General features: G+C 65.4%; 22 protein-coding genes and 1 pseudogene. 7 read left to right on the top strand and 16 right to left on the bottom strand.

The features are described from left to right. The first annotated feature begins 68 nt into the window (after window positions 1-68). Window positions 69-1,526, top strand: a complete 1,458-nt coding sequence (locus QMK31_RS12145; RefSeq protein WP_283501204.1) for a DASS family sodium-coupled anion symporter — start codon at window positions 69-71, stop codon at window positions 1,524-1,526. A 6-nt stretch (window positions 1,527-1,532) separates the two neighbouring features. On the opposite strand, the gene QMK31_RS12140 is transcribed toward QMK31_RS12145, so the two are convergent. The 4 genes from QMK31_RS12140 to QMK31_RS12125 all read right to left on the bottom strand — a co-directional run bounded on the left by QMK31_RS12140 (window position 1,533) and on the right by QMK31_RS12125 (window position 5,280). Continuing rightward, complete coding sequence (locus QMK31_RS12140) at window positions 1,533-2,282, bottom strand: succinate dehydrogenase/fumarate reductase iron-sulfur subunit (protein ID WP_283501203.1); 750 nt, start codon at window positions 2,280-2,282, stop codon at window positions 1,533-1,535. Beyond that, entirely contained in the window at window positions 2,279-4,273 is a 1,995-nt protein-coding gene (locus QMK31_RS12135; RefSeq protein ID WP_283501202.1) for a fumarate reductase/succinate dehydrogenase flavoprotein subunit, read from the bottom strand. The genes QMK31_RS12140 and QMK31_RS12135 overlap by 4 nt, the downstream gene beginning before the upstream one ends. After that, window positions 4,270-4,983: a succinate dehydrogenase cytochrome b subunit gene (locus QMK31_RS12130; RefSeq protein WP_283501201.1), complete on the bottom strand. Its 714-nt coding sequence runs from the start codon at window positions 4,981-4,983 to the stop codon at window positions 4,270-4,272. Before QMK31_RS12130 ends, QMK31_RS12135 begins: the two co-directional genes overlap by 4 nt. Window positions 4,984-5,115: 132 nt before the next feature. After that, complete coding sequence (locus tag QMK31_RS12125; protein WP_092111313.1) at window positions 5,116-5,280, bottom strand: DUF8730 family Cys-rich protein; 165 nt, start codon at window positions 5,278-5,280, stop codon at window positions 5,116-5,118. A gap of 146 nt (window positions 5,281-5,426) precedes the next feature. Between QMK31_RS12125 and QMK31_RS12120 the strand changes: the two genes are divergently transcribed. Next, window positions 5,427-7,718, top strand: a complete 2,292-nt coding sequence (locus tag QMK31_RS12120; protein WP_283501200.1) for an FdhF/YdeP family oxidoreductase — start codon at window positions 5,427-5,429, stop codon at window positions 7,716-7,718. A gap of 21 nt (window positions 7,719-7,739) precedes the next feature. Here QMK31_RS12120 and QMK31_RS12115 read toward each other — a convergent pair whose 3' ends face one another. Together QMK31_RS12115 and QMK31_RS12110 are read right to left on the bottom strand one after the other, a co-directional pair. Beyond that, on the bottom strand, window positions 7,740-8,228 hold the full coding sequence (locus QMK31_RS12115; RefSeq protein ID WP_283501199.1) for a DUF427 domain-containing protein: 489 nt from the start codon (window positions 8,226-8,228) through the stop codon (window positions 7,740-7,742). Window positions 8,229-8,246: 18 nt separating this feature from the next. Then, window positions 8,247-9,512, bottom strand: a complete 1,266-nt coding sequence (locus QMK31_RS12110) for an MFS transporter (protein WP_283501198.1) — start codon at window positions 9,510-9,512, stop codon at window positions 8,247-8,249. 84 nt (window positions 9,513-9,596) lie between these two features. Here QMK31_RS12110 and ligD (QMK31_RS12105) point away from each other — a divergent pair, with 84 nt between their 5' ends. After that, window positions 9,597-10,619 carry a non-homologous end-joining DNA ligase gene (ligD, locus tag QMK31_RS12105; protein WP_283501197.1) on the top strand — a complete coding sequence of 341 codons (1,023 nt, stop codon included), beginning with the start codon at window positions 9,597-9,599 and terminating at the stop codon, window positions 10,617-10,619. Window positions 10,620-10,645: 26 nt separating this feature from the next. Here ligD (QMK31_RS12105) and QMK31_RS12100 read toward each other — a convergent pair whose 3' ends face one another. Together QMK31_RS12100 and QMK31_RS12095 are read right to left on the bottom strand one after the other, a co-directional pair. Further along, window positions 10,646-10,858 carry a hypothetical protein gene (locus QMK31_RS12100; RefSeq protein WP_502853075.1) on the bottom strand — a complete coding sequence of 71 codons (213 nt, stop codon included), beginning with the start codon at window positions 10,856-10,858 and terminating at the stop codon, window positions 10,646-10,648. 47 nt (window positions 10,859-10,905) lie between these two features. Continuing rightward, window positions 10,906-11,220, bottom strand: coding sequence for a hypothetical protein (locus tag QMK31_RS12095; protein WP_283501196.1), 315 nt, complete (start codon window positions 11,218-11,220; stop codon window positions 10,906-10,908). Window positions 11,221-11,387: 167 nt separating this feature from the next. Between QMK31_RS12095 and QMK31_RS12090 the strand changes: the two genes are divergently transcribed. Together QMK31_RS12090 and QMK31_RS12085 are read left to right on the top strand one after the other, a co-directional pair. Beyond that, complete coding sequence (locus tag QMK31_RS12090) at window positions 11,388-11,861, top strand: VOC family protein (protein ID WP_283501195.1); 474 nt, start codon at window positions 11,388-11,390, stop codon at window positions 11,859-11,861. 61 nt (window positions 11,862-11,922) lie between these two features. Beyond that, window positions 11,923-12,726, top strand: coding sequence for a DUF1206 domain-containing protein (locus tag QMK31_RS12085; protein WP_283501315.1), 804 nt, complete (start codon window positions 11,923-11,925; stop codon window positions 12,724-12,726). A 36-nt stretch (window positions 12,727-12,762) separates the two neighbouring features. Here the strand turns inward: QMK31_RS12085 and QMK31_RS12080 are convergent. After that, window positions 12,763-13,200, bottom strand: a pseudogene (locus QMK31_RS12080) (phosphatase PAP2 family protein); the annotation flags it as partial. A 311-nt stretch (window positions 13,201-13,511) separates the two neighbouring features. Further along, entirely contained in the window at window positions 13,512-16,112 is a 2,601-nt protein-coding gene (ligD, locus tag QMK31_RS12075) for a non-homologous end-joining DNA ligase (RefSeq protein WP_283501194.1), read from the bottom strand. Between the two features lie 71 nt (window positions 16,113-16,183). On the opposite strand from ligD (QMK31_RS12075), the gene ku reads away from it, so the two are divergent. Beyond that, entirely contained in the window at window positions 16,184-17,011 is an 828-nt protein-coding gene (gene ku, locus QMK31_RS12070) for a non-homologous end joining protein Ku (protein WP_283501193.1), read from the top strand. Window positions 17,012-17,146: 135 nt separating this feature from the next. Here ku and QMK31_RS12065 read toward each other — a convergent pair whose 3' ends face one another. The 4 genes from QMK31_RS12065 to QMK31_RS12050 all read right to left on the bottom strand — a co-directional run bounded on the left by QMK31_RS12065 (window position 17,147) and on the right by QMK31_RS12050 (window position 22,365). Further along, window positions 17,147-18,964, bottom strand: coding sequence for an HNH endonuclease signature motif containing protein (locus tag QMK31_RS12065; protein WP_283501192.1), 1,818 nt, complete (start codon window positions 18,962-18,964; stop codon window positions 17,147-17,149). Window positions 18,965-19,223: 259 nt separating this feature from the next. Continuing rightward, window positions 19,224-20,036, bottom strand: a complete 813-nt coding sequence (locus tag QMK31_RS12060; protein ID WP_283501191.1) for a carbon-nitrogen hydrolase family protein — start codon at window positions 20,034-20,036, stop codon at window positions 19,224-19,226. 54 nt (window positions 20,037-20,090) lie between these two features. Beyond that, the gene (locus tag QMK31_RS12055) at window positions 20,091-21,455 is read right to left on the bottom strand and encodes an APC family permease (RefSeq protein ID WP_283501190.1); all 1,365 of its coding nucleotides are present in this window, start codon (window positions 21,453-21,455) and stop codon (window positions 20,091-20,093) included. 1 nt (window position 21,456) lies between these two features. After that, a complete protein-coding gene (locus QMK31_RS12050) occupies window positions 21,457-22,365 on the bottom strand; it encodes a carbon-nitrogen hydrolase family protein (RefSeq protein WP_283501189.1) in 909 nt (302 codons plus the stop codon). A 65-nt stretch (window positions 22,366-22,430) separates the two neighbouring features. Here QMK31_RS12050 and QMK31_RS12045 point away from each other — a divergent pair, with 65 nt between their 5' ends. After that, window positions 22,431-23,249, top strand: a complete 819-nt coding sequence (locus tag QMK31_RS12045) for a FadR/GntR family transcriptional regulator (protein WP_283501188.1) — start codon at window positions 22,431-22,433, stop codon at window positions 23,247-23,249. Window positions 23,250-23,273: 24 nt separating this feature from the next. Here the strand turns inward: QMK31_RS12045 and QMK31_RS12040 are convergent, their stop codons facing one another. Both QMK31_RS12040 and QMK31_RS12035 read right to left on the bottom strand, forming a co-directional pair. Next, window positions 23,274-23,417, bottom strand: coding sequence for a hypothetical protein (locus QMK31_RS12040; protein ID WP_283501187.1), 144 nt, complete (start codon window positions 23,415-23,417; stop codon window positions 23,274-23,276). A 50-nt stretch (window positions 23,418-23,467) separates the two neighbouring features. Continuing rightward, window positions 23,468-24,928 (bottom strand): NAD(P)/FAD-dependent oxidoreductase, encoded by a 1,461-nt coding sequence (locus QMK31_RS12035; protein ID WP_283501186.1) that lies wholly within the window; start codon window positions 24,926-24,928, stop codon window positions 23,468-23,470. Window positions 24,929-25,059: the final 131 nt, after the last annotated feature.

The following is a 25,059-nucleotide window of genomic DNA, read 5'->3' as shown; positions in this document are numbered from 1 at the left end:
CGCGCGTCCACGAGTTCCGTTTGCGCCGGGTCGACTGGTTGGAGGCGTCGAGCAATCGTGGGGACAGCATGAGCACCGATTTAACCGTCACATCAGCCGGCACTGCGGCGCCCGCCCGCCGCACCATGATCGTGAAGGTCGCGGCAATCCTCCTCGTCACCCTGGCGATCTACCTGGTGCCGCCGCCGGACGGCGTCGACGCTCGCGGTATGCACATGCTCGCAATCTTCGTCGGCACAATTCTGGGTTTGATCCTGCAGCCGCTGCCCACGCCATCCGTTGCGCTGCTCGGGCTGGCTCTCGCTATGATCACCGGCACCATGGACCCGGCCACCGAGGCGCTCAGGGGCTTCTCCAACCCCACGATCTGGCTGATTGTGGCTGCATTCTTCATCGCCGAGGGCTTTCTGCTCACCGGCCTCGGCCGTCGCATCGCGCTGTGGTTCATCTCCAAGCTCGGCGCCTCAAGTCTGGGACTGAGCTACGGCCTGGCCTTGACCGACCTCGTTCTCGCACCGGCGACGCCATCGAACACGGCCCGCAACGGGGGAGTGCTCTACCCGATCATCGCCTCGCTCAGCCGCGAGCAGGGGTCGACTCCCGACACCGAATCGTCGCGGCGCAAGCTCGGCTCCTACCTCGCCTTCACCTCGGTGCAGGTCAACGCCGTCACCTCGGCGATGTTCATCACCGCCATGGCCGGCAACCCGATCGCCCAGCAAGCCGCGATCGACCTCGGCATCGACGTGACCTGGGGCAATTGGGCCCTCGCCGCCCTCGTTCCCGGCCTGCTCAGCCTCGTTGCCGTGCCGTGGGTGATGTCGAAGGTCTACGGTCCGACGCTGACCAAAACGCCCGAAGCGCCCGCGTACGCGCGTAAAGAACTGGCCGAGATGGGACGGATGTCCCGCGGCGAGCTGGTCATGACCGGCACCTTCGTGCTGTTGCTCGTGCTCTGGGTGCTCGGGAGCATGCTCGGCATCACCGCGACGGCCGCGGCTTTCGTGGGCATCGGCATCCTTCTGGTCACGCGGGTGCTGACCTGGAAGGATATGGCAGAGAATGCCTCGGCCTGGAGCACGCTGATCTTCTTCTCGGTGCTCGTCGGTATGGCCGACCAGCTCAACGCGCTCGGTGTTATCGGTTGGATCGGCGACGTCGTGGCGGTGGCGGTGGGCGGTATGCCGTGGATGCTCGCCTTCGCCATTCTCACCCTGGTCTACTTCTATGCGCACTACTTCTTCGCTTCGAACACCGCGCAGATTGTGGCGATGTACGCGATCTTCCTCGGCGCGGCCATCGCGGCTGGTGCACCGCCGATGTTCGCCGCGCTGACGCTCGGCTTCATCGGCAACCTGTTCGGGGCGATCACGCACTACGCCTCGGGTCCGGCCGGTGTCATCTACGGTTCCGGCTATGTGAAGACCTCGGAGTGGTTCCGAGTCGGGTTCATCATGAGCGTCGTGCTGATCGCCATCTGGACGGTCTCGGCGAGCCTGTGGATGAAGCTGCTCGGCCTCTGGTGAAGGGCTTTACGAGGTCTTGCCGCGCAGCACCGAGCGCAATTTCTCACGGTTGAGGCCGGCGATCGCGGTGAGCGGTATACCGGCGGGGCAGACCTCGACGCATTCGCCGATGACCGAACACGGTCCGAACTCCTCGTCCATCGCTGCGGTCATGCCGGTGGCACGCTGACCTCGCTCCTGACGGGTCGTCGGCAGCAGGGTGAGGTGCATGAGCTTGGCCCCGGTGAACAGGCTCGCCGAGCCGTTCGGGCAGGCGGCGACGCAGGCCCCGCAGCCAATGCAGGCGGCGAAATCGAGGGCGGCTTCGGCTGTTTCGTGGCTGACCTGGTGGGCGTCGGCATCCGTTGCCGTACCGGCGTCGATCGAGACATAGCCGCCGCCCTCGATGATGCGGTCGAGACCGGAGCGGTCTACGGCGAGGTCACGCACCACCGGAAAAGCTCCGGAGCGAAAGGGTTCGAGCGTGACGGTGCTGCCGTCAGCGAAGCTGCGCAGGTGCTGCCGGCACGACGGGGTGTTCGCGACCGGTCCGTGCGGCACGCCGTCGACGGTCACACCGCAGGAGCCGCAGATTCCCTCGCGGCAGTCGGAGTCGAAGGCGACCGGAACCTGGCCGGTCTCGACGAGGGTGTCATTGAGCTTATCGAGGGCCTCGAGCAGGGTGAACTCCTCGCCCGCACCGTCGAGCGAGTAGCTTTCGAACCGGCCGGCCGCCGCCGCCGAGTCCTGGCGCCAGATTTTCAGGGTGAGTTTCACGAGGTCTTGTAATTCCTTGTCTCCGGCTGAACCGATTCGAAGTGCAGTGGTTCCTGATGACGCAGGTACGTGCCTTCGGGCCCGCGTTCCCAGGCCGAGACGAACGACCAGTTGTCGTCATCACGGGCGGCCTCACCGTCGCCGAGCTGGTGCTCGAGGCGAAAGTGTGCGCCGCAGGATTCGTCACGGTCGAGCGCGTCGATGCACATCAACTCGGCCAGGTCGATGAAATCGGCCACCCGTCCGGCGCGTTCGAGCTCTTGGTTGAAGCCGTCGGCGTCGCCGGCGACGCGCAGGTCCGCCTGAAAATCGTGGCGCAGGTTTCGAATCAAACGGATGCCCTCCGCCAGCCCCGCCGCCGACCGGCTGACCCCGCAGTGCGCGTACAAGATCTCACCCAAGCGTCGATGAAACCGGTCGGGCCCCTGCGTGCCCGGCGACGCGGCCAGCGTCTCGACGCTGGCCCGCGTCTCGGCCACCGCACGCAGAACTGACTCAGCGTCGTCGGCGAGCACCGGGGTGCCAAGCAGCGGTGCCAGGTAATTGGGAATGGAGTACGGCAGGGTGAACCAGCCGTCGACGTTGGCCGAGAGCAGCGAGTTCGCGCCGAGCCGGTTGGCGCCGTGGTAGGCCCAACCGGCCTCGCCGCCCACGAACAGGCCGGGAATGTTGGTCATGAGGTCGTAGTCTGACCACAGTCCGCCCATCGCGAAGTGCGCGCCGGGGGCGATGCGCATCGGGACGGCGTAGGGGCTGTCGCCGGTGGCATCGGCGTACATCTCGAACAGGTTGCCGTAGCGTTCGGCGAGCACCGGGCGGCCGAGGCGAGCCAGCGGGTCGCGAAAGTCGAGGTAGACGCTGTTGTGCAGTGGTCCGACGCCGCGGCCGGCCTCGATTTCATCCCGGGCGGCGCGGCTGGCCACGTCCCGCGGGGCGAGATTGCCGTAGGCGGGATAGCGGCGTTCAAGGTAGTAGTCGCGTTCGGCTTCAGGAATGTCGTTAGCCGCGCGCGGGTCATTCGGCTGTACCGGCACCCAGATTCGACCGTCGTTACGCAGCGATTCGCTCATCAGGATGGTCTTGGACTGCCAGTCAGAGCCGAGCGGCAACGCTGTCGGGTGAAACTGCAAAAACGACGGCGAGGCGAACAGGGCGCCGCGGCGGTGCGCGCGCCAGGCGGCCGACACGTTGGAGTTCTTCGCGAGGGTGGATTTAAAGAAGGCGTTGCCGTAGCCGCCGGTCGCGAGTACCACCGCGTGGCCGGTTTGCGACCAGATGCGGCCGGTGACCAGGTCGCGCACGACGATGCCGCGGGCGGCGCCGCCCTCGACCTCATTGTCAACGATCAGGTCGAGCATCTCGCTGCGGGTGTGCAGCGTGACCGTACCGGCGGCGACCTGACGCAGCAGGGCCTGCGAGGCGGCGACTTCGAGCTGCTGCCCGGTCTGCCCGCGGGTGTAATAGGTGCGCGACACCTGCACACCGCCGAACGATCGGGTGGCCAGCTGACCGCCGTATTCCCGGGCAAACGGGGCGCCGATGGCCTCGAGGTGGTCGATCACGCGCACGCTTTCTTCGGCGAGACGCCAGCAGTCGGCCTCGCGAGCGCGAAAGTCGCCGCCCTTGACGGTGTCTTTCACGAAGCGGGCGAGGCTGTCGTTGTCGACCTTGCGGGCGCGGGCCGCGTTGATGCCGCCCTGAGCTGCGACGCTGTGCGCGCGGCGGGGGGAGTCGTGAAAGGTGAAGGCGTGCACGTCGTAGCCTTGCTCGCCGAGGGCGGCCGCGCAGGCCGCTCCGGCCAGGCCTGTGCCCACAACGATGATCCGAAATTTGTGTCGGTTCAACGGCGAGACGAGATTGTAGTGCAGCTTGCGGTCTGCCCAGGCATTCGGTCCGCCGAGCGTTGGCTGGCCGCCGGCGATCGCATCACCGATCGTTCGCACATCGTTGGGTGTGAGCGCTGACGCATCCGCTGGCAGGGAAGCGGTCATTTCAGTACTCCAAGCAGCACGAAGATCGGGATCGAAATATTGCCGAGCATGATCACCAGGGCCACGACGCCAGAGGCAACGACGGCCACCTGGCGAAACCGCCGGCCAGTCGCACCGAGGTCATTGGCTGCGGCCCAGAGCCCGTGGGCCACGTGCAGGCCCAGCACGATCATGGCGAGGGCGTAGAACACACCGACCAGCGGGCGTTGAAAGCTCGCCACGAGATTTTCATAGGCGTGGCTCGTGTTCACGGTCGCCGCTTCGAACGCCCCGCTCGCGGCGGGGGCGATGCCCGTGGTCAGGTCGAGCAGGTGGAAGATTATAAAGAACAGCAAAACGAGGCCGGTCACCGGCATGGTGCGTGCAGTGAATGAGCGCCACGGGAGGCTCCGTCGACGGACCGGGCCGCGGGCGACGCGGGCACGCCGCCAGAGCAGTGCTGCGCATGCAACGTGCCCGGCGAGACTCGCGAGCAGGGCGAGCCGCAGCACCCAGAGCAATCCCTCGTAGGGGAGTACCGGTTCGAACGCCTCCCGCAGCCAGTGGGCGTAGTCGTTGAAATGTTCGGCGCCCAGATACACCTTGAGGTTGCCGAGCATGTGCACGAGAACGAACGCCGAGAAGATCAGGCCGGTGACGGCCATGACGGTCTTGCAGACGAAGTTGGAGAGCAGCGGCCTTCGCGCGTGCGTACGTACCGTGCTGCTCATTCGCGCCCCCAACCAGAGTCAGGCGGACGTCGACGGCGGCCGGCTCCTGACAGCGTTAAGTGTATAGGCGCTCATGCCGGGGTAGACGGCGTGTTGCGTGCACAGATGACTCGATATCGCGTCGGCCCCCGGCTACCGGCCGAGCAGGCGGGCGAAGAAGCCGCCGGTAGATTTCTCCTTCACATGGCCCTCGCAACGCTGGTTGCGCGGCACGCCCTTCATGACCTGGTCGACGTGCTGGCCGCATCCGGCCCAGGTGGTCTTCTGACAGGTCTTACAGGTGATGGCTCTGCACATGGTCGGTGCCTTTCGTGGGGGAGTAGCTCCAGACTATACCCATAGGGGTATCAAAAGATTTCGGCCGTCAACGGATGCTCCCGCCCCGGTCGGTGTATCGTCGCCAGCGACGAGCGCGCCGCCGGCACCAGAGTACGGAGAACAGCATGACCAGTGAACCCCCGATCCAGGACGTCACCGATGACGACATCGAGGTCACCCACTCCAAGGCCTGGGCTGCCGGCGTTCCCGGGGTACTGCACTCCATGGAACCGGCGCTCACCCAGATGGGTGCACTGCGGGGGATGCGCGCTCTGCTGTCGATGAACCAAAAAGACGGGTTCGACTGTATGAGCTGCGCCTGGCCCGACCCGGGAACGCGCAAGGCCTTCGAATTTTGTGAGAACGGCGCCAAGGCCGTCACCTGGGAGGCCACCCCGATCACCATCCCGACGAGCTTTTGGGCCGAGCATTCGCTCGCCGACCTGCGCGAGAAGAGCGAATACTGGCTCGGCATGCAGGGCCGACTGGTCGAACCCGTCTACAAGCCGGCCGGCAGCGACCACTACCGTCCGGTCAGCTGGCCGGAGGCGTTTCGGGTGATCGCCGCCAAACTCAACGGGCTCGACTCGCCCGACCAGGCCGCCTTCTACACGAGCGGTCGTGCCTCCAATGAGGCGGCCTTCGCCTATCAACTATTCGTTCGCGCTTACGGCACCAACAACCTGCCGGACTGCTCTAACATGTGCCATGAATCCACCGGCTGGGCCATGGGGCAGACCGTCGGCATCGGCAAGAGCACGATCAGCTATGACGACTTCGCGAAAGCCGACCTGATCATCATCATGGGCCAAAACCCGGGTACCAACCATCCGCGCATGCTCACCGCACTCGAAGAAGCCAAGGATGGCGGCGCCCAGATCGTCGCCGTCAACCCGCTGCCGGAGGCTGGCCTGCGCCGCTACAAGAACCCGCAACGAGTGCGCGGAATCATCGGCCACGGTACCGATATGGCCGACCAGTTTCTGCAGATTCGAATCGGCGGCGACATGGCCCTGCTGCAGGCCGTCTCGAAGCGGGTGCTCGACGCCGAGGACGCTGCCCCGGGAACCGTGCTCGATCAGGCCTTTCTCGACGAGCACTGCCAAGGGCTGCCCGAGTTGCGGCAGCACCTGTCCACCCTCGACGAGCGGATGGTGCTGGCCGCGACGGGCCTGCGCACGGCCCAAATCGACGAACTTGCCCAGCGGTATATTAACGCCGACCGCGTGATCATCACCTGGGCGATGGGGCTGACGCAGCAGAAGAAGGGCGTCGAGACCATCAAGGAAATCATCAACCTGCTGCTCTTGCGCGGCAATATCGGCAAGCCTGGTGCCGGGGCCTCCCCGATCCGCGGCCACAGCAACGTGCAGGGCGACCGCACCATGGGCATCTGGGAACAGATGCCGCCGGCCTTCCTCGACGCCCTGCAGGCCGAGTTCGGTTTTGATCCGCCCCGCGAACACGGCGTGGATTCCGTGGACGGGGTGCGCGCTATGCGCGATGGAACGATGAAAGTGTGGATGGGGCTCGGGGGCAATTTCGTGGCAGCGATGAGCGATACCGGCATTGCCGAGGCCGCTATGGCGCGCACCGAAATGAGCGTGCAGATCTCCACCAAGCTCAACCGCTCCCACGCCGTGACCGGTGAAGAAGCCCTGATTCTGCCGACCCTCGGTCGCACCGAAATTGATCAGCAGGCCAGCGGGGAGCAGTTCGTCTCGGTCGAGGACTCGGTCTGCGCGGTGCATCCGTCGTGGGGCAAGTTGAAACCGGTCTCACCCAACCTGCTCTCGGAGGTCGCAATCATTTCCCGCCTAGCCCGCGCTGTGCTCGCCGACAGGGTCGCTGTGGACTGGACCGGCTTCGAAGAGAACTACGATCTCATACGTGACCACATTGCCCACGTGGTCGACGGATGCGACAACTACAACGAACGCATTCGCCAGGAGGGTGGATTCGTACTGCCGAACGGACCGCGCGACTCTCGAACGTTCAATACCCCCACCGGGAAAGCCATGTTGACCACCAACACGCTGGAGCACCTCGAGGTACCGCCCGGGCGCCTGGTGCTGCAAACCCTGCGCAGTCACGACCAGTTCAACACCACCATCTACGGCCTCGACGACCGCTACCGTGGCATCAAAAAGGGTCGGCACGTGGTGTTCATCAATAAAAAAGACCTGATCGCCCTGGGTTTTGCCGACGGCGATCTCGTCGACGTACACAGCGAGTTCAGCGACAACGTCGACCGGGTGCTGCGTGGCTATCGGCTGGTGGCCTACCCGACGCCGCGCGGCTGCGCTGCCGCGTACTATCCGGAGGCAAACGTGCTCGTGCCACTCGACAGCGTCGCGGACGGCAGCAACACGCCGGTGTCGAAGGCTGTGATCATCCGACTGGAGCCGGCGGTCTGAGTCAACCCGGCCCGCCAGCAGCTACCAGCCCGTGGTGCCCGCTGACCCCTTGAACGGTCCAACGATTTTCGCGGTGATCCAGCCGCCATAATAGTCTCCCTCCTGCGCGTGCACGGTCTCACCGTTGACGGTGCACCGGTCCATCGCCCCCGGATAGATCGCGACCCGGTCGGCCAGCATTTCGTACCCCGGCGTCGGCGTGGGGTAAAACCAGGCAGCACGCGCGCGGGCCCCGACCGAGGCGTAACCGGCGACGCCCTTGTACTCGCAGTAGCTCTGGCCGGGTTCCGGTTGCAGCACGCCGGCGGTGAAGGAGCTTCGCGGCAGGTAGTAGACCGGCGGATGGCTCGTTTCGAGCACCCGCACGACGTCCGTCGTGTCGACGATGGTCACACCGTCGAGTTCGATGGTGACGCGTTCCTGGGTGTGCTCGACGCGGGGTGGGCGGGGGTAGTCCCAGACTGATTCCTGGCCGGGGCGCACGGGGTCGGGTTGTACTCGCTTAATCATGATCCGATGCTAGATCGGCTACCTGCGAAGCGCGGCCGTGTTGGCCAGCTTCTGCGGGGGGCGAAGCGCTGCAATCGTGACGAGGGCCGCGAGCACGGCGAGGCCGGAGACCATGCCGACGGTTCCGCCCCACCCCCAGTGCACAAAGAACACGCCGCCGAGCCACCCGAACAGGCTCGACCCGGCGTAGTACGCGAGGTTGTAGAGCGATGATGCCTGGGCGCGACCGATTCGGGCTTGGGCCCCGGTCCAGCCGGAGGCGACGGCATGCGCGGCGAAGAACCCGGCCGTGGCGAGCAGCACGCCGAGCAGAACGAGTACGAGTTCTGTCGACAGTGTCAGCAGCACTCCCGTGGTCATGCAGCCGAGTGAACTGAGCAGCACCCACCAGCGGCCGAAGCGGGCGGCGAGAATGCCGGCCTGGGCCGACGACCAGGTGCCGGCGAGGTAGGCGACGAAGACCAGGCTGATCAGAGACTGCGGCAGGTTGAACGGGTCGTGGGCCAAGCGAAAACCCAGGTAGTTGTAGAGGGCGACGAATGCGCCCATCAGCAGAAAACCTTGCGCATACAGGGCGAGCAGGCGCGGCGACGTCAGGTTGGCGCGCAGCAGAACGAACAGGCCCAATTCGGTGCCGCGCTTTCGGGCCTGGCGGGGCACAAAGCCACGCGGCGCCGGAATCAGCGTGATGAACATCACGGCCGCGACGGCGCAGAGCACTCCGACCGTGAAGACGCCGACCCGCCAGTTGGCCAGTTCGGTGATCGGCCCGGCCACCAGTCGCCCGAGCAGACCGCCGATCGTCGTTCCGGCGACATAGGTGCCGGCCGCACGGGCGGCGTGGCGCGGTTCGATTTCCTCGCTCAGGTAGGCGATCGCGATCGCTGGCACTCCACCGAGCATGAGCCCTTCGACGAAACGACCGGTGAGCAGCAGCGAGAAGGTCGGAGCGAAGGGTACGAGCAGTCCGAATACCGTCGCCGCGATCACGGCGATCGACATGGCGCGCACCCGGCCCAGATGGTCGGCCACGAGCGACCAGGGAATCACGCCGACGGCCAGGCCGAGCGTCGACGCGGAGATGACGAGGGCGGCATCCGCTGCGCTGACGCCGACATCGTCCGCGATGTGAGCGAGCACCGCCTGCGGCGAATAGAGCTGGGCGAAAGTGGCGATTCCGGCAAAGAACAGTCCGGCGAGCAGCTTGCGGTAGCCGGAGCTGCCGTGCGAGTGACCGTTCCAGCCGGCGGATGCCGCCGCGCGGCCTGAGTGCGCTGGCGTCATTGCAGGGACGTCACGACTCGAGGCACTCGTTCAGAGTACGCGTGCCAAGCTCCCACGCCTGACGTATCTGGCTACAGTGTGCGCATGAGCTCTGACGCGCAGGTTTTGACGGTCGACGGCCCGCACGGCGAGCGCGCGGTGCGCCTGTCGAGCCCCGCCCGGGTACTGTGGCCCGAACCGGGAATCACCAAACTCGACCTTGCGCGGTACATCATCGCCGTCGGCGAGGCATTCGTGCTCGCCAACGGCGATCGTCCGGTGTCGCTGCAACGCTTTAGCGGCGGAATCGACGGCGAGCAGTTCTTCTCGAAGAATCCGCCGAAGGGCGCGCCCGACTATGTGCGGGCCGTGCCGGTGGTCTACCCGAGCGGTCGCACGCATCCGCAACTCGTGATCGACGAACCGGCCGCCGCGGTGTGGGCCGTGCAGATGAACACAATCGTGTTCCACCCCTGGCCGTCTCGCGCCGAGCTCGCCGACAATCCCGACGAATTACGCATCGACCTGGATCCCCAGCCGGGCACGGACTTTGCCGACACCATTCCGGTCGCGTTCGAACTACGGAATCTGCTGGCCGAGGCCGGTTTGACCGCATTCGTGAAAACCTCCGGAAATCGTGGCCTGCACGTGTTCGCGCCCATCACTGCGACCCGCGAATTTCTCGACGTGCGGCACGCGGTCATCGCCGCAGCGCGGGAGCTGGAACGACGGATGCCCGCCGAGGTCACCACGAACTGGTGGAAGGAAGAGCGCGGCGAGCGCATTTTCATCGACTACAACCAGGCCAACCGTGATCGCACCATGGCTGGCGCCTACAGCCCCCGGCCGCTGCCGCACGCACCGGTGTCCTGCCCGCTGGAGTGGAGCGAACTGGCCGGGGCTGATCCGCGCGCGTTCACGATCCTCACCGTTCCGGCCCGGCTGCGGGAGCAGGGTGACGCATGGGCTGCCCTGCACGAGCAGCCCGGCTCGATCGACACCCTCTATTCGTGGTGGGAACGCGATCTGGCCGACGGCCTCGGGGAGTTGCCGTTTCCGCCGGACTTTCCCAAGATGCCGGGGGAGCCGCCGCGGGTGCAGCCGAGTCGAGCCCGCCGCCACGACTAGCGGTCAGTTCACGATGCGCTCGGCGGTTAAGGGCGCCTCCGGCGGGGTGCCGGTTCCAAAAGGTCGCCACCGAGGTCGGCGCGAGAATGCGGTGCCAGCCAGGCGGCGGCATCCGGTCCCTTGGGCACGATGCCGCTGGGGTTAGTGTCGACGTGGGTCACGTAGTAATGCTTTTTGATCTGGTTGAAGTCGATCGTGTCGCCCACGAGGTACCGCTGCCCGGCCAGGCGCTCTTCCAACCAGTGTCAATGCCGAGAGGCTTATGCCTCCACGCTACGCGACGACCCTACAACTGCCCGCCGAGCTCTTCGGCGATCTCAGCATCGGTGCGCGCGTCGATGATGCCCCACATCATGTGGGTGGGGCCGCTGCTGTCGCTCGGCTCAATGCGCGGCCGGCTGGCCCAGCCGCGAGCGACGGCGGTGGCGCCGAGCTGCTCGAGTGACCCGCTGATCCGAGTTTTACGAATCTTGCCGGCCAACACGCTTCCGTCGGGCGCCTGCCGCCAGCCCCGTTTGTGGGCGATCACCCGACCGATTTCCTCGTCGGTCAGCCAGCGCGAAAAGCTGCGGGTGGGCAGGGCGATGGCTATCAGCTTCATGCCCGTTACTGTACCGCCGAGGAGTCTGCACCGGTTCATCGGCTGGCCGTAGCGTTCTCATGCCTACCCTGACGGATTCAACGCGGCCGAGCTCACGACTCGTCAGATTGATTGATCCGGGCAATAATCACAGCACACCCCCGCCCCGATCAGAAGGAGAACCAACCATGAGCAGTCGTCTTAACCCGTACCTCGGCTTTCGCGACACGGCCCGTGAAGCGATGGACTTCTACCAGGGCGTCTTCGGCGGCGAGATCACACGCAGCACCTTCGGGGAGTTCCAGGCGAGCGAAGATCCGGCCGAACAGAACAAGATCATGCACTCGGAGTTGACCACCACGAGCGGATTCTCCCTGATGGCTTCCGACACCCCCAACAGCATGAAACTCCCCACGAGCAGCAGTGTCACGGTCTCCCTCAGCGGCGAGGATGAGGCCGAACTGACCGGCTACTGGAACAAGCTGGTCGAGGGAGGTGCCATCACCATGCCGCTCAACAAGGCTCCCTGGGGCGACAGCTTTGGTATGCTGGTCGACAAGTTCGGCACCAATTGGATGGTCAACATTGCCGGTGTCGCAGCCGATTCAGCTCAGGCGTCCGAAGTCGGTGACCCATCATTTCATGACGACGTCATCCGATGATGTGTTGGGGGCTGTCTAGTCTTGCGCGAGACGGTGTGTCCGCGTCTATGCTTAGCCCGTGATGAATGCATCGGCGACACACATGGCTCGCGACGCGAGTAACAGTTCCACCCTGCAGCTGCTGGCCCGGCTGGGATTTGCCGTGAACGGGCTGCTGCACATCCTCATCGGAGCCATCGCGATCACCGTGGCGATCGGCGCGGGCAGCGGTTCGGCCGACCAAAGCGGGGCGCTCGGGCAACTCGCGTCGAGCCCGGGCGGGGTGTTTCTGCTCTGGACCGTCGTGATCGGAATGTTCGCCCTGGGGCTCTGGCTACTCATCTCGGCCTTCGTGATGCAGGGCGAGCCCAAACGTAAATGGTTGCGTCGTTTGGCCAATATTGCCAAAGCTATCGTTTATTTCGCGCTCGGAGCCACGGCATTGACCTTCGCTCAGGGCGGGTCGTCCAGTTCCGCCGGCAGCACCCAGAGTGCCAGTGCGTCGTTGCTGTCCTCGCCCGGCGGCACTATCGTGCTCTTCCTCGCCGGGTTGGCGGTGCTCGGCGTTGCCGGGTACTTTATTTTTAAGGGTGCGGCGCAGAAGTTTCGGTCAGACCTCGCCGTGCCGAGCGGGCCTGCCGGGCGCGCGGTCATCGCCCTCGGCGTCGTCGGGTATGTCGCCAAGGGTGTCGCGCTCGCCGTGGTCGCGATCCTCGTCGGCGTCGCCGCGCTCACCCAGGATGCCAGCAAATCCACCGGGCTCGACGGGGCGCTCAAGTCGCTCGCCGCTCTGCCGTTCGGAACGATCGCCCTGGTTCTGATCGGTATCGGCCTGATCGCGTACGGCGTCTACTGCTTCGTACGAGCCCGCCGCGCCCGGTTGTAGCCCGCGGGTAGTGTGAAGGGTGTCCCAGGCGATCACGGCGCCGAGCACCACGAGTGAGATCGAGAGTGAGGCGAGGGCATCCGTTGCCCAGTGGTAGCCAAGATACAGCCGGCTGATCGCGGCGAGCGCGATGCAACTCACCGCGATGCTGAACCCGACGATGACAGCCCGACGGCTGTGCCGCCGCGACACGATCAGGTAGGTCAGCACCAAAACGAAATCGGCCGCGCCGAGAACGTGCCCCGACGGAAAAGAGAAGGAGTGGTCGGCGCCGAACAGCATTAGCTCGACCGGTGGGCGGGTGCGGGCGACCAAGGGAGCCAGAATCTGAGCCAGAATGACCCCGGTCAGCATGGCGATAGCCAGCAGCAGTGGCCGCCACGCGTGCTTGCCCGTGAAACCCCAGCCGAGGGTGAGGACCAGCACGATGATCGGCAGCGCAACCGGCCCGAAAACAATGGCCAGGCCGATCATGACGACTGTCAGGGCCGGTGACCGGTTGTCGACGAACCACTCCCGAACCGGAGAATCGTAGAACGACGCCCGGTCAGGCTGCAGTACGTCGACGAGCACGCAGAGGAACAGTACTATTCCGGCAGCCACGAGCGCGGTAGCCGCCCAACGCAACTGCCGACGCCCGGCCTCTGACAGCGGCCGGGGATCGACAATGAGCTTCTCCCAGCGTGAGCGCCACGCCGTTGTGGGCCGGATGGTATTCATCTGCACGTCCTTTCGGTAGAAGAGCGAGGGGCAGTCAGTGCGCTTTTCGGGAGGCGCGGCGCGAATCATTCGGATGTTACGTCGCTCGCAGCTTTGTCGGGCCGCCAGCCCCGCCAGGACGGCTGGCGCAGCCGCCCGGTCGCGGTCCACTCGGCGAACTCGACCTCCGCGACCAGAGTGGGGCGCACCCAGACCGCGCTCTGCGCATCCGTTGACGGAATATCGCTGAACGGAGTGGTCTTGCGCACGAGACGGGTCAGCCTCGAGCGGATGTCGGCCAGGTCGCGTTCCCCGAACCCGGTGCCGACCCGGCCGATGTAGCGCAAGCCCGTATCGGTGGGTATTCCCAGCAGCAGCGACCCGATCGCTCCGGCGCGGTTGCCCCGGCCGGGACGCCAGCCGCCCACCACAACTTCTTGGGTGCGAAAATGTTTGATCTTCACCCAGTCCCTGGACCGGCGACCGATCGTGTAACGGCCATCCCGCCGCTTGGCCATGACCCCTTCCAGACCAAGCTGGCGACTGATCTGAAAGGCTTCGGCAAAGTCGCCGGTGAGGCGTGGCGGTACCTGGGTGGAGCCGGTCGCGGTCACCGTGGCCTCCAATCGGTCCCGGCGTGCGGTGTAGGTCATACCGGTGAGTGAGTGACCGTTTAGTTCGAGCAGGTCGAAGAGCATCAGCTGCACCGGAGCCTTTCGTGCCGCTGAGGCGACCTCGCGGGCCTCGGTGAGTTTCATCCGCGTCTGCAGCAGGCCGAAGTCGGGGCGACCGCGCTTGTCGACGGCCACGATCTCGCCGTCGAGCACTGCACTGTCCACCACCGCTCCGTCCAGCGCCGCGTTATCAGGTTCTGGTGCCCCTGTTTCTGGTGCCCTTGTTTCTGGTGCCCTTGTTCCTGGTGCCCTTGTTCCTGGCGCTACGGCCGCGAGCAGGTCGGCGACAAGGTCAGGATAGGACGCGGTCACATCGTGACCGTTGCGGGTGACCAGGCGAACGCTCTGCTGGGCCAACGACACGTAAGCGAGCGCGCGCATGCCATCCCACTTCATTTCGAACGCCCACTCGTCGGCTCCGAGATTGTCGCCGAGATCAGCTTCGGAACCTGCGGCGGCGAGCATGGGTGAATAGGCGTTCTTCGGCGGTGGGGGAGCGATCTCGGCTGTGGGACCGCTGTGCGGGCGGGCATTCGTGCGCGAGCCGCCCGAGGATCCGACCCCGGGTTTCATGCGGTGAATCAGCCAGTTGTTCGCGGCCTTGTTGCGGTGGCCGTCGCTCGTGCGAATCAGGGCGAATCGGGCGGTGCCGCCGAGCCCGGCGTCGGGCTCACCGTGCAGGGTGACGATCACTTCGTCGTCGCGCCATTTTTCGAGGTCGTACTCCCCACGGTCCCAGATCGACACGTCGCCCGCGCCGTATTCTCCGACTGGAATATTTCCTTCGAAGCTGCCGTACTCGAGCGGATGGTCCTCCACGTGCACCGCCAGCCGGTTCTGCGTGGGCGTAACGGGTACGCCGCGGGGTAGCGCCCACGACACCAGCACTCCTTCGTGTTCGAGCCGAAAGTCCCAGTGCAGGCTGCGGGCGTGGTGCTCCTGAATGACGAAACTCCGGCCGATCGTTTGCCGATTGGATGCGGCGGTAGGCGCGGCGGGAACCGGCTCGGGCGTCTTCGCGGCGTCCCGCTTGCCGCGGTACACCGTCAGCCGGTCGGGTGCGACGAGAGCCAAAACCGTGCTCCCATTTGGCAGGCCCGCGTCGGTGCCCGCATGCTCGAACGAACCGGCCGACAGCAGCGCGAGCGGATCATCGCGGCGTTTCAAGCGGGCGAGCACCTGCTTGTAATCGAGCTGCTCGAGCCCGGTCGAGGCCAGCTCCTTCCATGTGCGCGGCGTCGCGACCATCGGGTGGCTGCGCCCCCGCAGGGAGTACGGTGCGATGGTGGTTTTCGCGGCATTGTTCTGGCTCCAGTCCACCAACACCTTGCCGGGGCGCAGGATCTTCTTCATGTCGCTCACCACGAGATCGCGGTGGTCGGCTTCGAGCGCTCGCGCCAGTTCGTGTGCCACCGCCGACACCTGATCCGAGGTATGCGACAGGTCGAGCGCCGCATACAAGTGGATGCCCTTGCTTCCGCTGGTCACCGGCATCGGTTCCAGCCCCATATCCTGCAGAATCGTGCGGGCCATACGTGCCACCTCGGCGCATTCGAGCAGCCCTACACCTTCGCCAGGGTCTAGGTCGAGCACCAGCCGGTCGGGATTGCGCGGGGTTCCGGTGCGGCCGAATTGCCACTGCGGAACGTGGATCTCGAGGGCGCTCATCTGCCCGAGCCAGGTGAGGGTGGCGAGGTCGTTCACAAGCGGATAGGTGTTCACATGGTCTTTGTGCGCGATCTCGCGCCGTTTTACCCAGCTCGGTGTCGACGGTTCGAGATTCTTCTGAAAGAACATGGGACCGGGGTCTTCCGTGGTGCCGATGCCGTGCACCCAGCGTTTGCGGGTGGCCGGGCGGTTCGCCGCGTGGGCGATGAGCACGTCGGCGATCGCCGCGTAGTAGGCCAGCACGTCAGCCTTGGTAGTGCCGGTCTCCGGGTACAGGACCTTGTCCAGGTGAGTGAGCGTGATGCGGTGGCCCTCAACGGAGACGACCTGGCTGCTGGCGTTCATGCGTCAACTGTGCCGCGGAAACCACGGGTCTACTAGGTGAAAAATGTTTCATTCGGGTGTGTACTGGTCGTATGAGAAGCATCTGGACCGGTGCGATCACCTTCGGGCTCGTCAATGTGCCCGTGAAGGTGTACAGCGCCACCGAAGACCACGACGTGTCCCTGCATCAGGTGCACGATGCCGATGGGGGACGCATCCGCTATCAACGTCGCTGTGAGATTTGCGCCAAGGTCGTTCCCTACGACCATATCGACAAGGCTTTTGACGACGGCGAGCAGACCGTCGTGCTCACCGCTGACGACTTCGCATCCCTTCCGGCCGAGCACAGCAAGGAGATCGACGTCGTCGAGTTCGTGCCAAGCGATCAAATCGATCCGATCATGCTCGATAAGAGCTACTTTCTTGAACCCGACGGCAAATCGTCGAAGGCCTACGTGCTGCTGCGGCGCACCTTGGAAGCCACCGATCGCACGGCAATCGTGCACTTCGCTCTGCGACAGAAGACTCGGCTGGGTGCACTGCGGGTGCACGGCGACGTGCTCATGCTGCAATCGCTGCTGTGGGACGACGAGGTACGCGAGGCCAAATTTGCGTCGCTCGATGAACGGGTGAACATCAGCGCGAAAGAACTGGATATGTCAGCGGCTTTGGTCGAATCGTTCGCGGCCGATTTTGCACCGGATGCCTTCAACGACGACTATCAGGACGAGTTGCGCGCGCTGATCGAGGCCAAGCTGAAAAGCGGCGACGCCGTGTCGACCGAGGTGACGTTCGGTGAAACGGCAGAAGAGGGGGAAGGCGGCGAGGTCCTCGACCTTATGGAAGCCTTGCGGCGCAGCGTCGAGGCCAGTCGTGACCGGTCGAAGCCCAAATCGAAACGCACGCGTTCAGCCTCCTGACCAGACTGGCCCGATCGCTGCGCGGCACGTGCGCCGTTATCCTCTGCAATAGTGCGGGGGACGAACGGTCCAGCGGATGCTCTGCTGGCCACGCAAGGTTCTCCTGCCCCGCGGTCTGACCTGCGTGAACTAGCACTAGAACGGGTGCGCGTCGGGGTCGGTCTTGTTGGTGTAGTTGGCATCCCAGTCGGAGGTCCAGGGGTCGTTCAGGGGTGGTGGTGGGGCTGGTTTTGCTGGTGGTGGGTCGGTGTGTTGTCGTGGTGGGCTGATGCGGGTGGCGGGGTCGGTGGCGTAGTGTTTGCCGGTGGGGCTGGTCCAGTGCAGGGTGCCGTCGGGGGTGGCGATGGCTTTCCAGTCGCTGAAGTGCTTCAGGTTGTGGTGGGCGGGGGAGAGGAAGTGCAGGTTGGTGGCGGTGGTGGGGCCGCCGAATTGTTTGTCGATGGTGTGGTCGAGGTCGCTGTGGCCGGCGGAGCGGTTGCAGCCGGGGAACCGGCAGGTTCCATCGCGCAGCCGCAGGTACTTCTTCAGGCTGGCCGGTACCCGGAAGGGTTCTTGGCTGACGTCGAGCACGATGCCGGTGTGGGGGTGGGTGAGGATGCGCAGGAAGCTGGTTGCGGTGCCGGCGAGGCGGCGGGCGGTTTCCGGGTCGATCGGCCCGTAGCCTTCCAGGTCGGCCGGTTCTTCGCGCGTGCCACCAGCTCGTCCCATCAGGGTGAGCACCGGCACGGTGATATTGACGTTGGCGGTCAGGCCGGCGCCGAGGCCGCTGCCGGTGATGCCCTGCTGGAGGAGGTCGACGGCGACATCGGCGCGCAGCTGGCTGAGGGTGCGCTCTTCGTCGGGGCCTTGCAGGCTGAGGGCGGCGTCGGTGACGCGGGTGTAGACCGCCTGAAGGTCCTCACCGGCGGCGCGCAGCCAGAGGGTGGCCATGCCGTCCTTGTCGGGGAAGAACTGCACTCGGCGATCAGCCAGGCACCGGGCGCGACGCAGGGTGATGCTGTCGGGGTGGAAGCGTTCGCGTAGTTTGCGGGCCTTACCGTCGAACTGGGTGGGGGTGAGCCTGCGGGCGTGCGGGAGGAGCACCGCTTCCAGTTCGGCGCGAGCGGGCTGCGGCACGGAGCCGAGCTGGTCGAGCAGCCGGCGGGCATGGCGGAGGGAGATCTCGCCGCTGCGGAGCGCGGTGAGAGTATCGGGCCGCTCGACCACCAGTTGCCGGCTCTCCTGGAGTAGGCCCGAGGCGGTGCCGGCCGGGATGCGCAGCGCGCACGCCATCTCCGCCACCAGGCCCTGCTGCGCGGCGAAGGTCGCATCCCAGTCATGCTCGTGGCCCGGCCCGGACAGGGGCCGGCCGGTGTCGGCGGTGTTGGTGGTGTAGTCCCACGCCTCGGTGAGGACCTCAGCTTTGCTCGCCTGCGCCCAGGCGATGATCTTCTCGAAGTAGAGCACCCGGTCCACGAACTGCGCCTGATGCCGCTGGAACGGACTCAGCGACTCGGCCGGGCCGCCGTCGGCCGGGTCGGGGTGCTCGGCCGGGTCGGGGTGCTCGTCCGGGCGAAAATCGGCCGAGAGAAAATCGGCCGGGCGGAAATCGTCCGGGCGGAAATCGTCCGGAAGGAAATTGGCCGCGAGGTACTCGGTGTAGAGGAACTCCTCGCGGAGGTCCTGGTCGAACAGGTGCTCGGGCGGCACCGCGGCGAACACCTCGGTCAGGTCCAGGCCAGCCGGGATGGGCGGGCCGTCAGCGAGCCGGGGGTTCTGCGCCGCCGCCGCTTTGGCAGCAGCGGCATCGGAAGCTTCTTCGGCCTCCCAGACCACCCGGCATTCCTCCCGGAACGCAGCCTTCCAGGCTCGGTCTTCATCGGACGACCAGTACGCATAGTCGCTGTCGGGCAGCCCCGCCAAGAAGCGCTCAATCACGCCCTGCTCGTGGGGGCTGTCGCCGCTCTGGCTCATAGAACAAGTGTACCAACCTCAACCCGCAAAGTCGAGGGATTCTCACATGTGCTGGGATTTCTGACCGAAGCTGCATTCGCACCGGAGGTCGGGTTTTCGAGACCAGCTCGCGGTGGGTGATGGCGGTCTCAGCACCCACGACTTACGGAAAATAGTCGGGTCGCCCAGACCCGCTCGCGTGCTCGACAGCGCTCTCGGATACCCGCCTCGCCAAGAGCTGGCAGTATCTCAAGCCAGGGATGCGCGGCGCGAGCTTTCACTAGGCGCGGGGGTGGATGGTGTGGCGCCGGTGATTGAGGGAGGGAGTGCGCTCGCGCGCCTGACGCACCAGATCGGGATCGACGTCGATGGTGACCAGATCTGGCGTGGAGCCGAGCTCGGCGAGTAATCGACCGGCGGGGTCGGAGAGCATGCTGCGCCCAATCGAGATCGGGGAGCACTGCGACACGGCGCCGACGAAATAGGAGTTCTCGATGGATCGCGCCTGGGCGAGAACGCGCCATTGCTCGGCCTTATCTGGCCCGGGAACCCAGGACGAGCAGACCAGAACGAGCTCGGCACCGGCATCGGCCAGTTCACGGCCGAGTTCGGGAAATCGCAGGTCATAGCAGGTCATCAGGCCGATTTGCAGCGAGTCGCCCGATCGCCCGGTGACGCCACAGACCACCGGTGTGAGGTCGGTCGTGGGGGAGATCCACTCGGATTCGAGGAATCCGTAGGAGTCGAACAGGTGCATCTTGCGGTATCTGGCCCGTAAGTCACCGTCGGCACCGAGCACCACGATGGTGTTGAACGGCCGAGGATCGTGCTCGTTCGTTTCGACGATTCCGACGACGAGGGTGATCTGAAGCGCGGCAGCGGTAGCCGCGAGGGCGGTGACGAACGGCCCGGTCACGGATTCTGCGGCGGTGGCGAAGCTCGCATCGACCGCCTTCTTTTCGTACATGGCGTACTCAGGAAACACGACGATGTCGGCGCCCTCGGTAGCTGCGCGCTGCGCGGCCTGCCGAATCAGCGTCAGGTTGTCGGCGATGTCCGTGCCGGAGGCTATCTGGGCGAGGCAGACTCGCATGCCTACCCCGCCTCTCGCGTGCTCGTCACGCCTCTCTGGTCAGCCTAAACGCCGTCAGCGGCGCTCGGCAACGAGGGCGGCGTCATCCGCTTCAACGTAGTCCATCTCGGGCGGCTGGCGGCGGAATCCACGCGTGACGATGCCGAGCACGAGGACGCCGACGGCCAGCCAACTCAGGCCGAGCACAATGGCGTTCGCGTCGAGGCGGGTAAGTAGGTAGAGGGTGATCAAGCCACCGACTAGAGGAATAACGAAGTAGAACAGCGGGCTCAGGTGATTACCCTCGCGGCGTTGGCGCACGAAGTAGAAGATGACGGCGACGTTGACCATGGTGAACGCGACGAAGGCCCCGAAGTTGATGAACGAGGTCGAGGTGGCGACGTCGAGGAAGATCGCGACGAAACCGACCAGGCCAATGATGACGAGGTTGAATACGGGGGAGCGGAAGCGCTTGCTGACCTCGCCGAAGATGCGGCGCGGCAGCACGCCGTCGCGACCCATGGCGAACAGGAGCCGGGAGGCGGCGGCCTGGGCGGCGAGGCCGGAAGCGAACTGGGCGATCACGAGGCCGGCCAGGAAGATGGCGCCGAACAGGTTGCCGCCGATGTTCATTGCGATGTCGAACGCGGCCGAGGACGAGTCGGTGAAGGTTCCACCGGGGCGCACCAGCTGGGTCGTGTAGGAGACGAGTACGAAGATGGCCCCGCCGATGAGGGCGACCAGCAGGATGGCGCGCGGCACGGTCTTGCGCGGGTTGATGGTCTCTTCCGTGAAGGTCGTGACGGCATCGAAGCCGAGGAACGAGTACGCGGCGATGGCGGCACCGGCAGTGATGCCCGCGAAGGTGGAGGTCGGGTTGGCAAACGGGGAGGCGTTAATCAGGCCGCCGGCTCCCTGATTGGCGACGATGGACGCGACGGACAGGGCGACGAAGGCTCCGATCACGAGCACCTGGAAGGCCATGAGCAGAAAGTTGGCCTTGTCGGCGACCTTGATGCCGAGGATGTTGAGCAGGGTGGTGATCACGACGAAACCGACGATCCAGACCCAGGCCGGCACGGAGGGGAACTGGGCGCCGAGGTAGGCGCCCCCGATCAGCCAGATCACCATCGGCAGAAAGAGGTAGTCGAGCAGCACGGCCCAGCCGACCAGAAATCCGACCCGCGAGTCGATGGTGCGCCGCACGTAGGTGTAAGCCGACCCTGCCATCGGGTAGGCGGCGGCCATCCGGCCGTAGCTGGAGGCGGTGAACAGCATCGCGACGAGCGCGACGAGATAGGCCGAGCCGCTCGCACCGCCGGTGGTCTCGGCGATGACGCCAAAGATGCCGAGCACGATCAGCGGTGTCATGTAGGCCAGGCCGAACAGAACGAGGGAGCGCAGGCCGAGCGTGCGGGCGAGGGTGGGGGTGCCGGTCATGTCAGGACTCCGTTTCAAGGGGGGTGGTAACGAGTTGGGGGGTCCAGCGGTGCGGATCGATGCGTCCGGCATAGAGCGGCAGGTCGAGCGGCGCATCCGTCGGCAGGAACTGCTCCCACATGCGGTTGGTACCGGCCGTGCCGTGCTCACGCACCAGGGCTACCCGGTCCAGATCGAGCGTGTGCACGAGTGTGGCGGATTCGTTGTCGGTGGATTCGGAGAGAATGGCGCCCTCAGGGTCGACGATGAGACTGCGGCCCTCGCCGAGCGGTCCGGCGCAGTTCACGCTCACCGTGAAGGTCTGGTTGACGATGGAATTGGCCTGGGCGAGCACCACTTCCTGGGCCCGGTCGGGTGTGGTCGTCTTGACGACGTTGAGAATGACCTCGGCACCGAGCCAGGCCAGGTGCCGGGTGACCTCGGGAAACCAAGCGTCATAACAGATCGAGAGCCCGAACCGGCCGAGTCCGGGGGCGTCGAACACGACGAATCGGTCTCCGGGTTCGTAGGGCTCGTAGGGACGCCATGGAAAGATCTTGCGATAGCTGGCCACCAGCTCGCCCTGCGGCGAGAACACCAGGGCCGTGTTGTAGAGCTCACCGGCCGGTCCGCGTTCGCAGATGCTCCCCGGAAGCAGCCACACGCCAGCCTCGCGGGCGATCGCTCCGAGCGCGACGATCAGCTCATCATCCAGCGGCACAGCGGATGCCAGCAGGCGATCGTTTCGCTGCTGCAGGGTTGCGGCCGGTCCCGTTTCGGTGCCGTACAGGTGCAGCTCGGGAAACACTACGAACTGCACGGTCGGATCGTCCGTGACGACGCGGTGGACCTGGGCGGCGAAGTCGTCGAGCGGCCCGCTGAGGGGCAGCGGCGCCGCCTGGACTGCACTGATGCGAACTGTTCGTGCCATGTTTCACTCCTGTGAGACCAGTCGCACCGGTGACGACCGTGTCTCAAGAAATAAAATAGATCATAATGATCGCTTTTGTCCAGTCTCTGGAGGTAAATCGGGGTGGAGCGGTTACTCTGGGCAGCGTGATGGTTGACGCGCAAGACCCGGAGGCAGGCGTGATCCACCCTGTGTCCGCCCTCGCCAACCCGGCCGTGGCCGGCATCACCCGATTGAGCGCCACCGACACCGTGCGCGCCCGCATCGCCCTCGCCATCGAGCTGGGGCTGATGGTTGTGGGGGAGCAGCTGCCGTCGGACCGCGACGTGGCCGCCGCACTCGGCGTTAGCGAGATCACCGCTCGCCGGGCGTTGAAGAGCCTGGCCGATGAGGGGGTGCTGCATCGCAAGCGCGGGCGAAGTGGGGGAACCTTTGTGGCCGAGTCGGGGGCATCCGCTTCGGTCGCCTCGATCACCGCCTATCTGGCCGATACCGCCGACGTGCACCGACTCATCGATGAGCGGGTGCTGCTGGAGTGCGCGCTCGTGCACCACGCGGCATTGACCGTGACGCAAGCGCAGCTCGACGAGCTCGACGAGGCAGTCGCGCAGGCGGCGGGCGCGCAGAGCTGGAGCGATTACCACGTGGCCGATGAGCGGTTTCACCTGGCCGTGGCCGCGGCCAGCGGGCTGGACTGGGCACTGCCGCAGTACCGGGCGGGGCTGCTCGGGCTGTATCGATACTTTCTGCCCTACCCGGTGGCCTACCTGCACGGCGTCAATGGGGAGCATGCCCGCCTGGTGGAGGCCCTGCGCGAGCACGACCCGATTGCCGCCGTGGCCATCATTCGCCAGCACGTGAGCGTGTTGCACGACTCCATGTTCGTCGGGCTCGCTCAGGAGTAGCCCAACCTCAGGAGTAGCCCAACCTCAGTGGTGCCGTTTTGCGAGCAGGTACATGCTCACGTTGATCTGCAGAAAGCGCACGAGCTGAACCAGTACGTTGCTGCGTCGCCGCAGTTCTCGGGCGCTCGGCAGTGGCGCTGCATCGATGTGGCTTTGGGCGGTGTCCATGGTGTTCTCCTTCTAACGACGTACGAAAAGTGGATGCGGTCGGTTGCTACTCACTCCGGAATGAGATACCAGAACGGATATGCCTTGGCCTTGTAGAGGAACATCGTGTGCAGCACGCGCTTGACCCAGTGGGCGGCCAGCCCGATGTCGCCCGTGGTCTCGGTCGGGTGTCGACCGGCGGTGGTGGGATGCTTGACGAAATCGGGCACGATCGGTGACATCGACATGGCAGCGGCGGTGCCGGTGAGCAGTCCCGTACCGGTCGAGGCGATGCACGCGGCTGACATTTCCCCCATCGACGCGGTGTGGGTCGGGATGGTCGCGCCGCCCTGGATCATGTCGGAGATGGTCATGGCGACCATCTTGCCCATGGCGCCAGAGGGCATGCCCGTGCGGGGTGGTGCCGGCGCCACGGCCACCCCACCGGGGGTGGCATAGGGCCGGGAGATGGCGTGCGGCGGCGCGAACGCGATGCCGACACCGAAGACGTTATGAAAACTCGGGTTCTGATAGGTGCACGGCCAGTCCTGGGCCGTCCATTCCTCGAAGGGCTTCACCGTGTAGTTCGCATCGACCCGCATGAAGCCGCTCGGAGCGAACACCACGTCGGTGATGTCGGCGCCGGCGCGGTCGAAAGCCCGAAGTCCCACGCCGCGAAAAGGCGGCAGCAGCATCGCGAAGTCGAACGACTGGGTGTTCTCGCTGCCGTCGATCTGCGTGTAGTGGATGACTCCAGGGTCGATTTTAGTCACCGCGGCCTGGGTGATGGCCTTCATGTTGCGTTCGCGAAAGAGTGAGTCCATCCAGGACTCACTCGTGACGCGCTGGCTGCCTTGGCTGAAGGTCATTCCTCCGACGCCGAAGTCGCCCAGCTCGTGTTCGTTGGTGAGGTAGATGACCTCGGCCTTCTCGCGCACTCCCGCGGCGCGCAGCTCCTGTTCCACGTTAAAGGCGTATTCGAACGCCGCGCCCTCGCAGGTACAGGTGCCGTGGCCGACACCGACCACGAGGGTCTGCTTGCGGCCCGCCTTGAGCGCGTCGATGACGGAGTTGAAGTGCTTTGCGGCCTCAACGGCGTGGCTGGGCGTGCAGACGGACACGGTGTGCCCATCTGGGCCAAGACCCGGTGTCGCCTCGAAATTCAGTTTCGGTCCGGTCGCATTGACCAGATAGTCATAGCGGATGCGTTCGGTCTGGCCGTCTCGCGCCGGGTCGGTGTAGACGACATCGACGGCGCCCAAGGGGCTGGTCTCATCGCCATCTGGGCGAATCGCCACGGCCTTGGCTTGGCGAAAATCGATCCTTTTGCGGCGGTAGATCGGAGCGAGCGGAAACACCACCTTGTCGGCGCGCATCTTGCCAACGCCCACCCAGATGTTCGAGGGAATCCAATTCCACTTCGAGTTGGGAGAGACCACGATTACTTCGTGAGCATTGCCCAAACGCTTCTTCAGATAAAGCGCTGCGGTGTGACCGGATACCCCGGCTCCCAGTACGACGACACGTGCCATTTCAGACCTCACTATCTCAGCAACTGCGCTGTTCACCTGACCCTACACCTATACCTATGGGGGTATTGGCCGCAATTCGGCGCTCGGTGAGGTAATTCAGGTAGCACGGTGAGCAAGATGGCGAGGGCGGT

The sequence above is a fragment of the Cryobacterium sp. PH31-O1 genome, from assembly GCF_030063455.1.
GTDB lineage: Bacteria > Actinomycetota > Actinomycetes > Actinomycetales > Microbacteriaceae > Cryobacterium.
Note: the sequence above shows the minus strand (reverse complement) of the source record. Positions and strands in the feature narration are given on the sequence as shown.

Bases quoted from the DNA above. Each gene is read 5' to 3' on its own strand.
- QMK31_RS12145 (WP_283501204.1), top strand. From the start codon at position 69: ATGAGCACCGATTTAACCGTCACATCAGCCGGCACTGCGGCGCCCGCC.
- QMK31_RS12135 (WP_283501202.1), bottom strand. From the start codon at position 4,273: ATGACCGCTTCCCTGCCAGCGGATGCGTCAGCGCTCACACCCAACGAT.
- QMK31_RS12130 (WP_283501201.1), bottom strand. From the start codon at position 4,983: ATGAGCAGCACGGTACGTACGCACGCGCGAAGGCCGCTGCTCTCCAAC.
- QMK31_RS12125 (WP_092111313.1), bottom strand. From the start codon at position 5,280: ATGTGCAGAGCCATCACCTGTAAGACCTGTCAGAAGACCACCTGGGCC.
- QMK31_RS12120 (WP_283501200.1), top strand. From the start codon at position 5,427: ATGACCAGTGAACCCCCGATCCAGGACGTCACCGATGACGACATCGAG.
- QMK31_RS12115 (WP_283501199.1), bottom strand. From the start codon at position 8,228: ATGATTAAGCGAGTACAACCCGACCCCGTGCGCCCCGGCCAGGAATCA.
- QMK31_RS12110 (WP_283501198.1), bottom strand. From the start codon at position 9,512: ATGACGCCAGCGCACTCAGGCCGCGCGGCGGCATCCGCCGGCTGGAAC.
- ligD (WP_283501197.1), top strand. From the start codon at position 9,597: ATGAGCTCTGACGCGCAGGTTTTGACGGTCGACGGCCCGCACGGCGAG.
- QMK31_RS12095 (WP_283501196.1), bottom strand. From the start codon at position 11,220: ATGAAGCTGATAGCCATCGCCCTGCCCACCCGCAGCTTTTCGCGCTGG.
- QMK31_RS12090 (WP_283501195.1), top strand. From the start codon at position 11,388: ATGAGCAGTCGTCTTAACCCGTACCTCGGCTTTCGCGACACGGCCCGT.
- QMK31_RS12085 (WP_283501315.1), top strand. From the start codon at position 11,923: ATGAATGCATCGGCGACACACATGGCTCGCGACGCGAGTAACAGTTCC.
- ligD (WP_283501194.1), bottom strand. From the start codon at position 16,112: ATGAACGCCAGCAGCCAGGTCGTCTCCGTTGAGGGCCACCGCATCACG.
- ku (WP_283501193.1), top strand. From the start codon at position 16,184: ATGAGAAGCATCTGGACCGGTGCGATCACCTTCGGGCTCGTCAATGTG.
- QMK31_RS12065 (WP_283501192.1), bottom strand. From the start codon at position 18,964: ATGAGCCAGAGCGGCGACAGCCCCCACGAGCAGGGCGTGATTGAGCGC.
- QMK31_RS12060 (WP_283501191.1), bottom strand. From the start codon at position 20,036: ATGCGAGTCTGCCTCGCCCAGATAGCCTCCGGCACGGACATCGCCGAC.
- QMK31_RS12055 (WP_283501190.1), bottom strand. From the start codon at position 21,455: ATGACCGGCACCCCCACCCTCGCCCGCACGCTCGGCCTGCGCTCCCTC.
- QMK31_RS12050 (WP_283501189.1), bottom strand. From the start codon at position 22,365: ATGGCACGAACAGTTCGCATCAGTGCAGTCCAGGCGGCGCCGCTGCCC.
- QMK31_RS12045 (WP_283501188.1), top strand. From the start codon at position 22,431: ATGATCGCTTTTGTCCAGTCTCTGGAGGTAAATCGGGGTGGAGCGGTT.
- QMK31_RS12040 (WP_283501187.1), bottom strand. From the start codon at position 23,417: ATGGACACCGCCCAAAGCCACATCGATGCAGCGCCACTGCCGAGCGCC.
- QMK31_RS12035 (WP_283501186.1), bottom strand. From the start codon at position 24,928: ATGGCACGTGTCGTCGTACTGGGAGCCGGGGTATCCGGTCACACCGCA.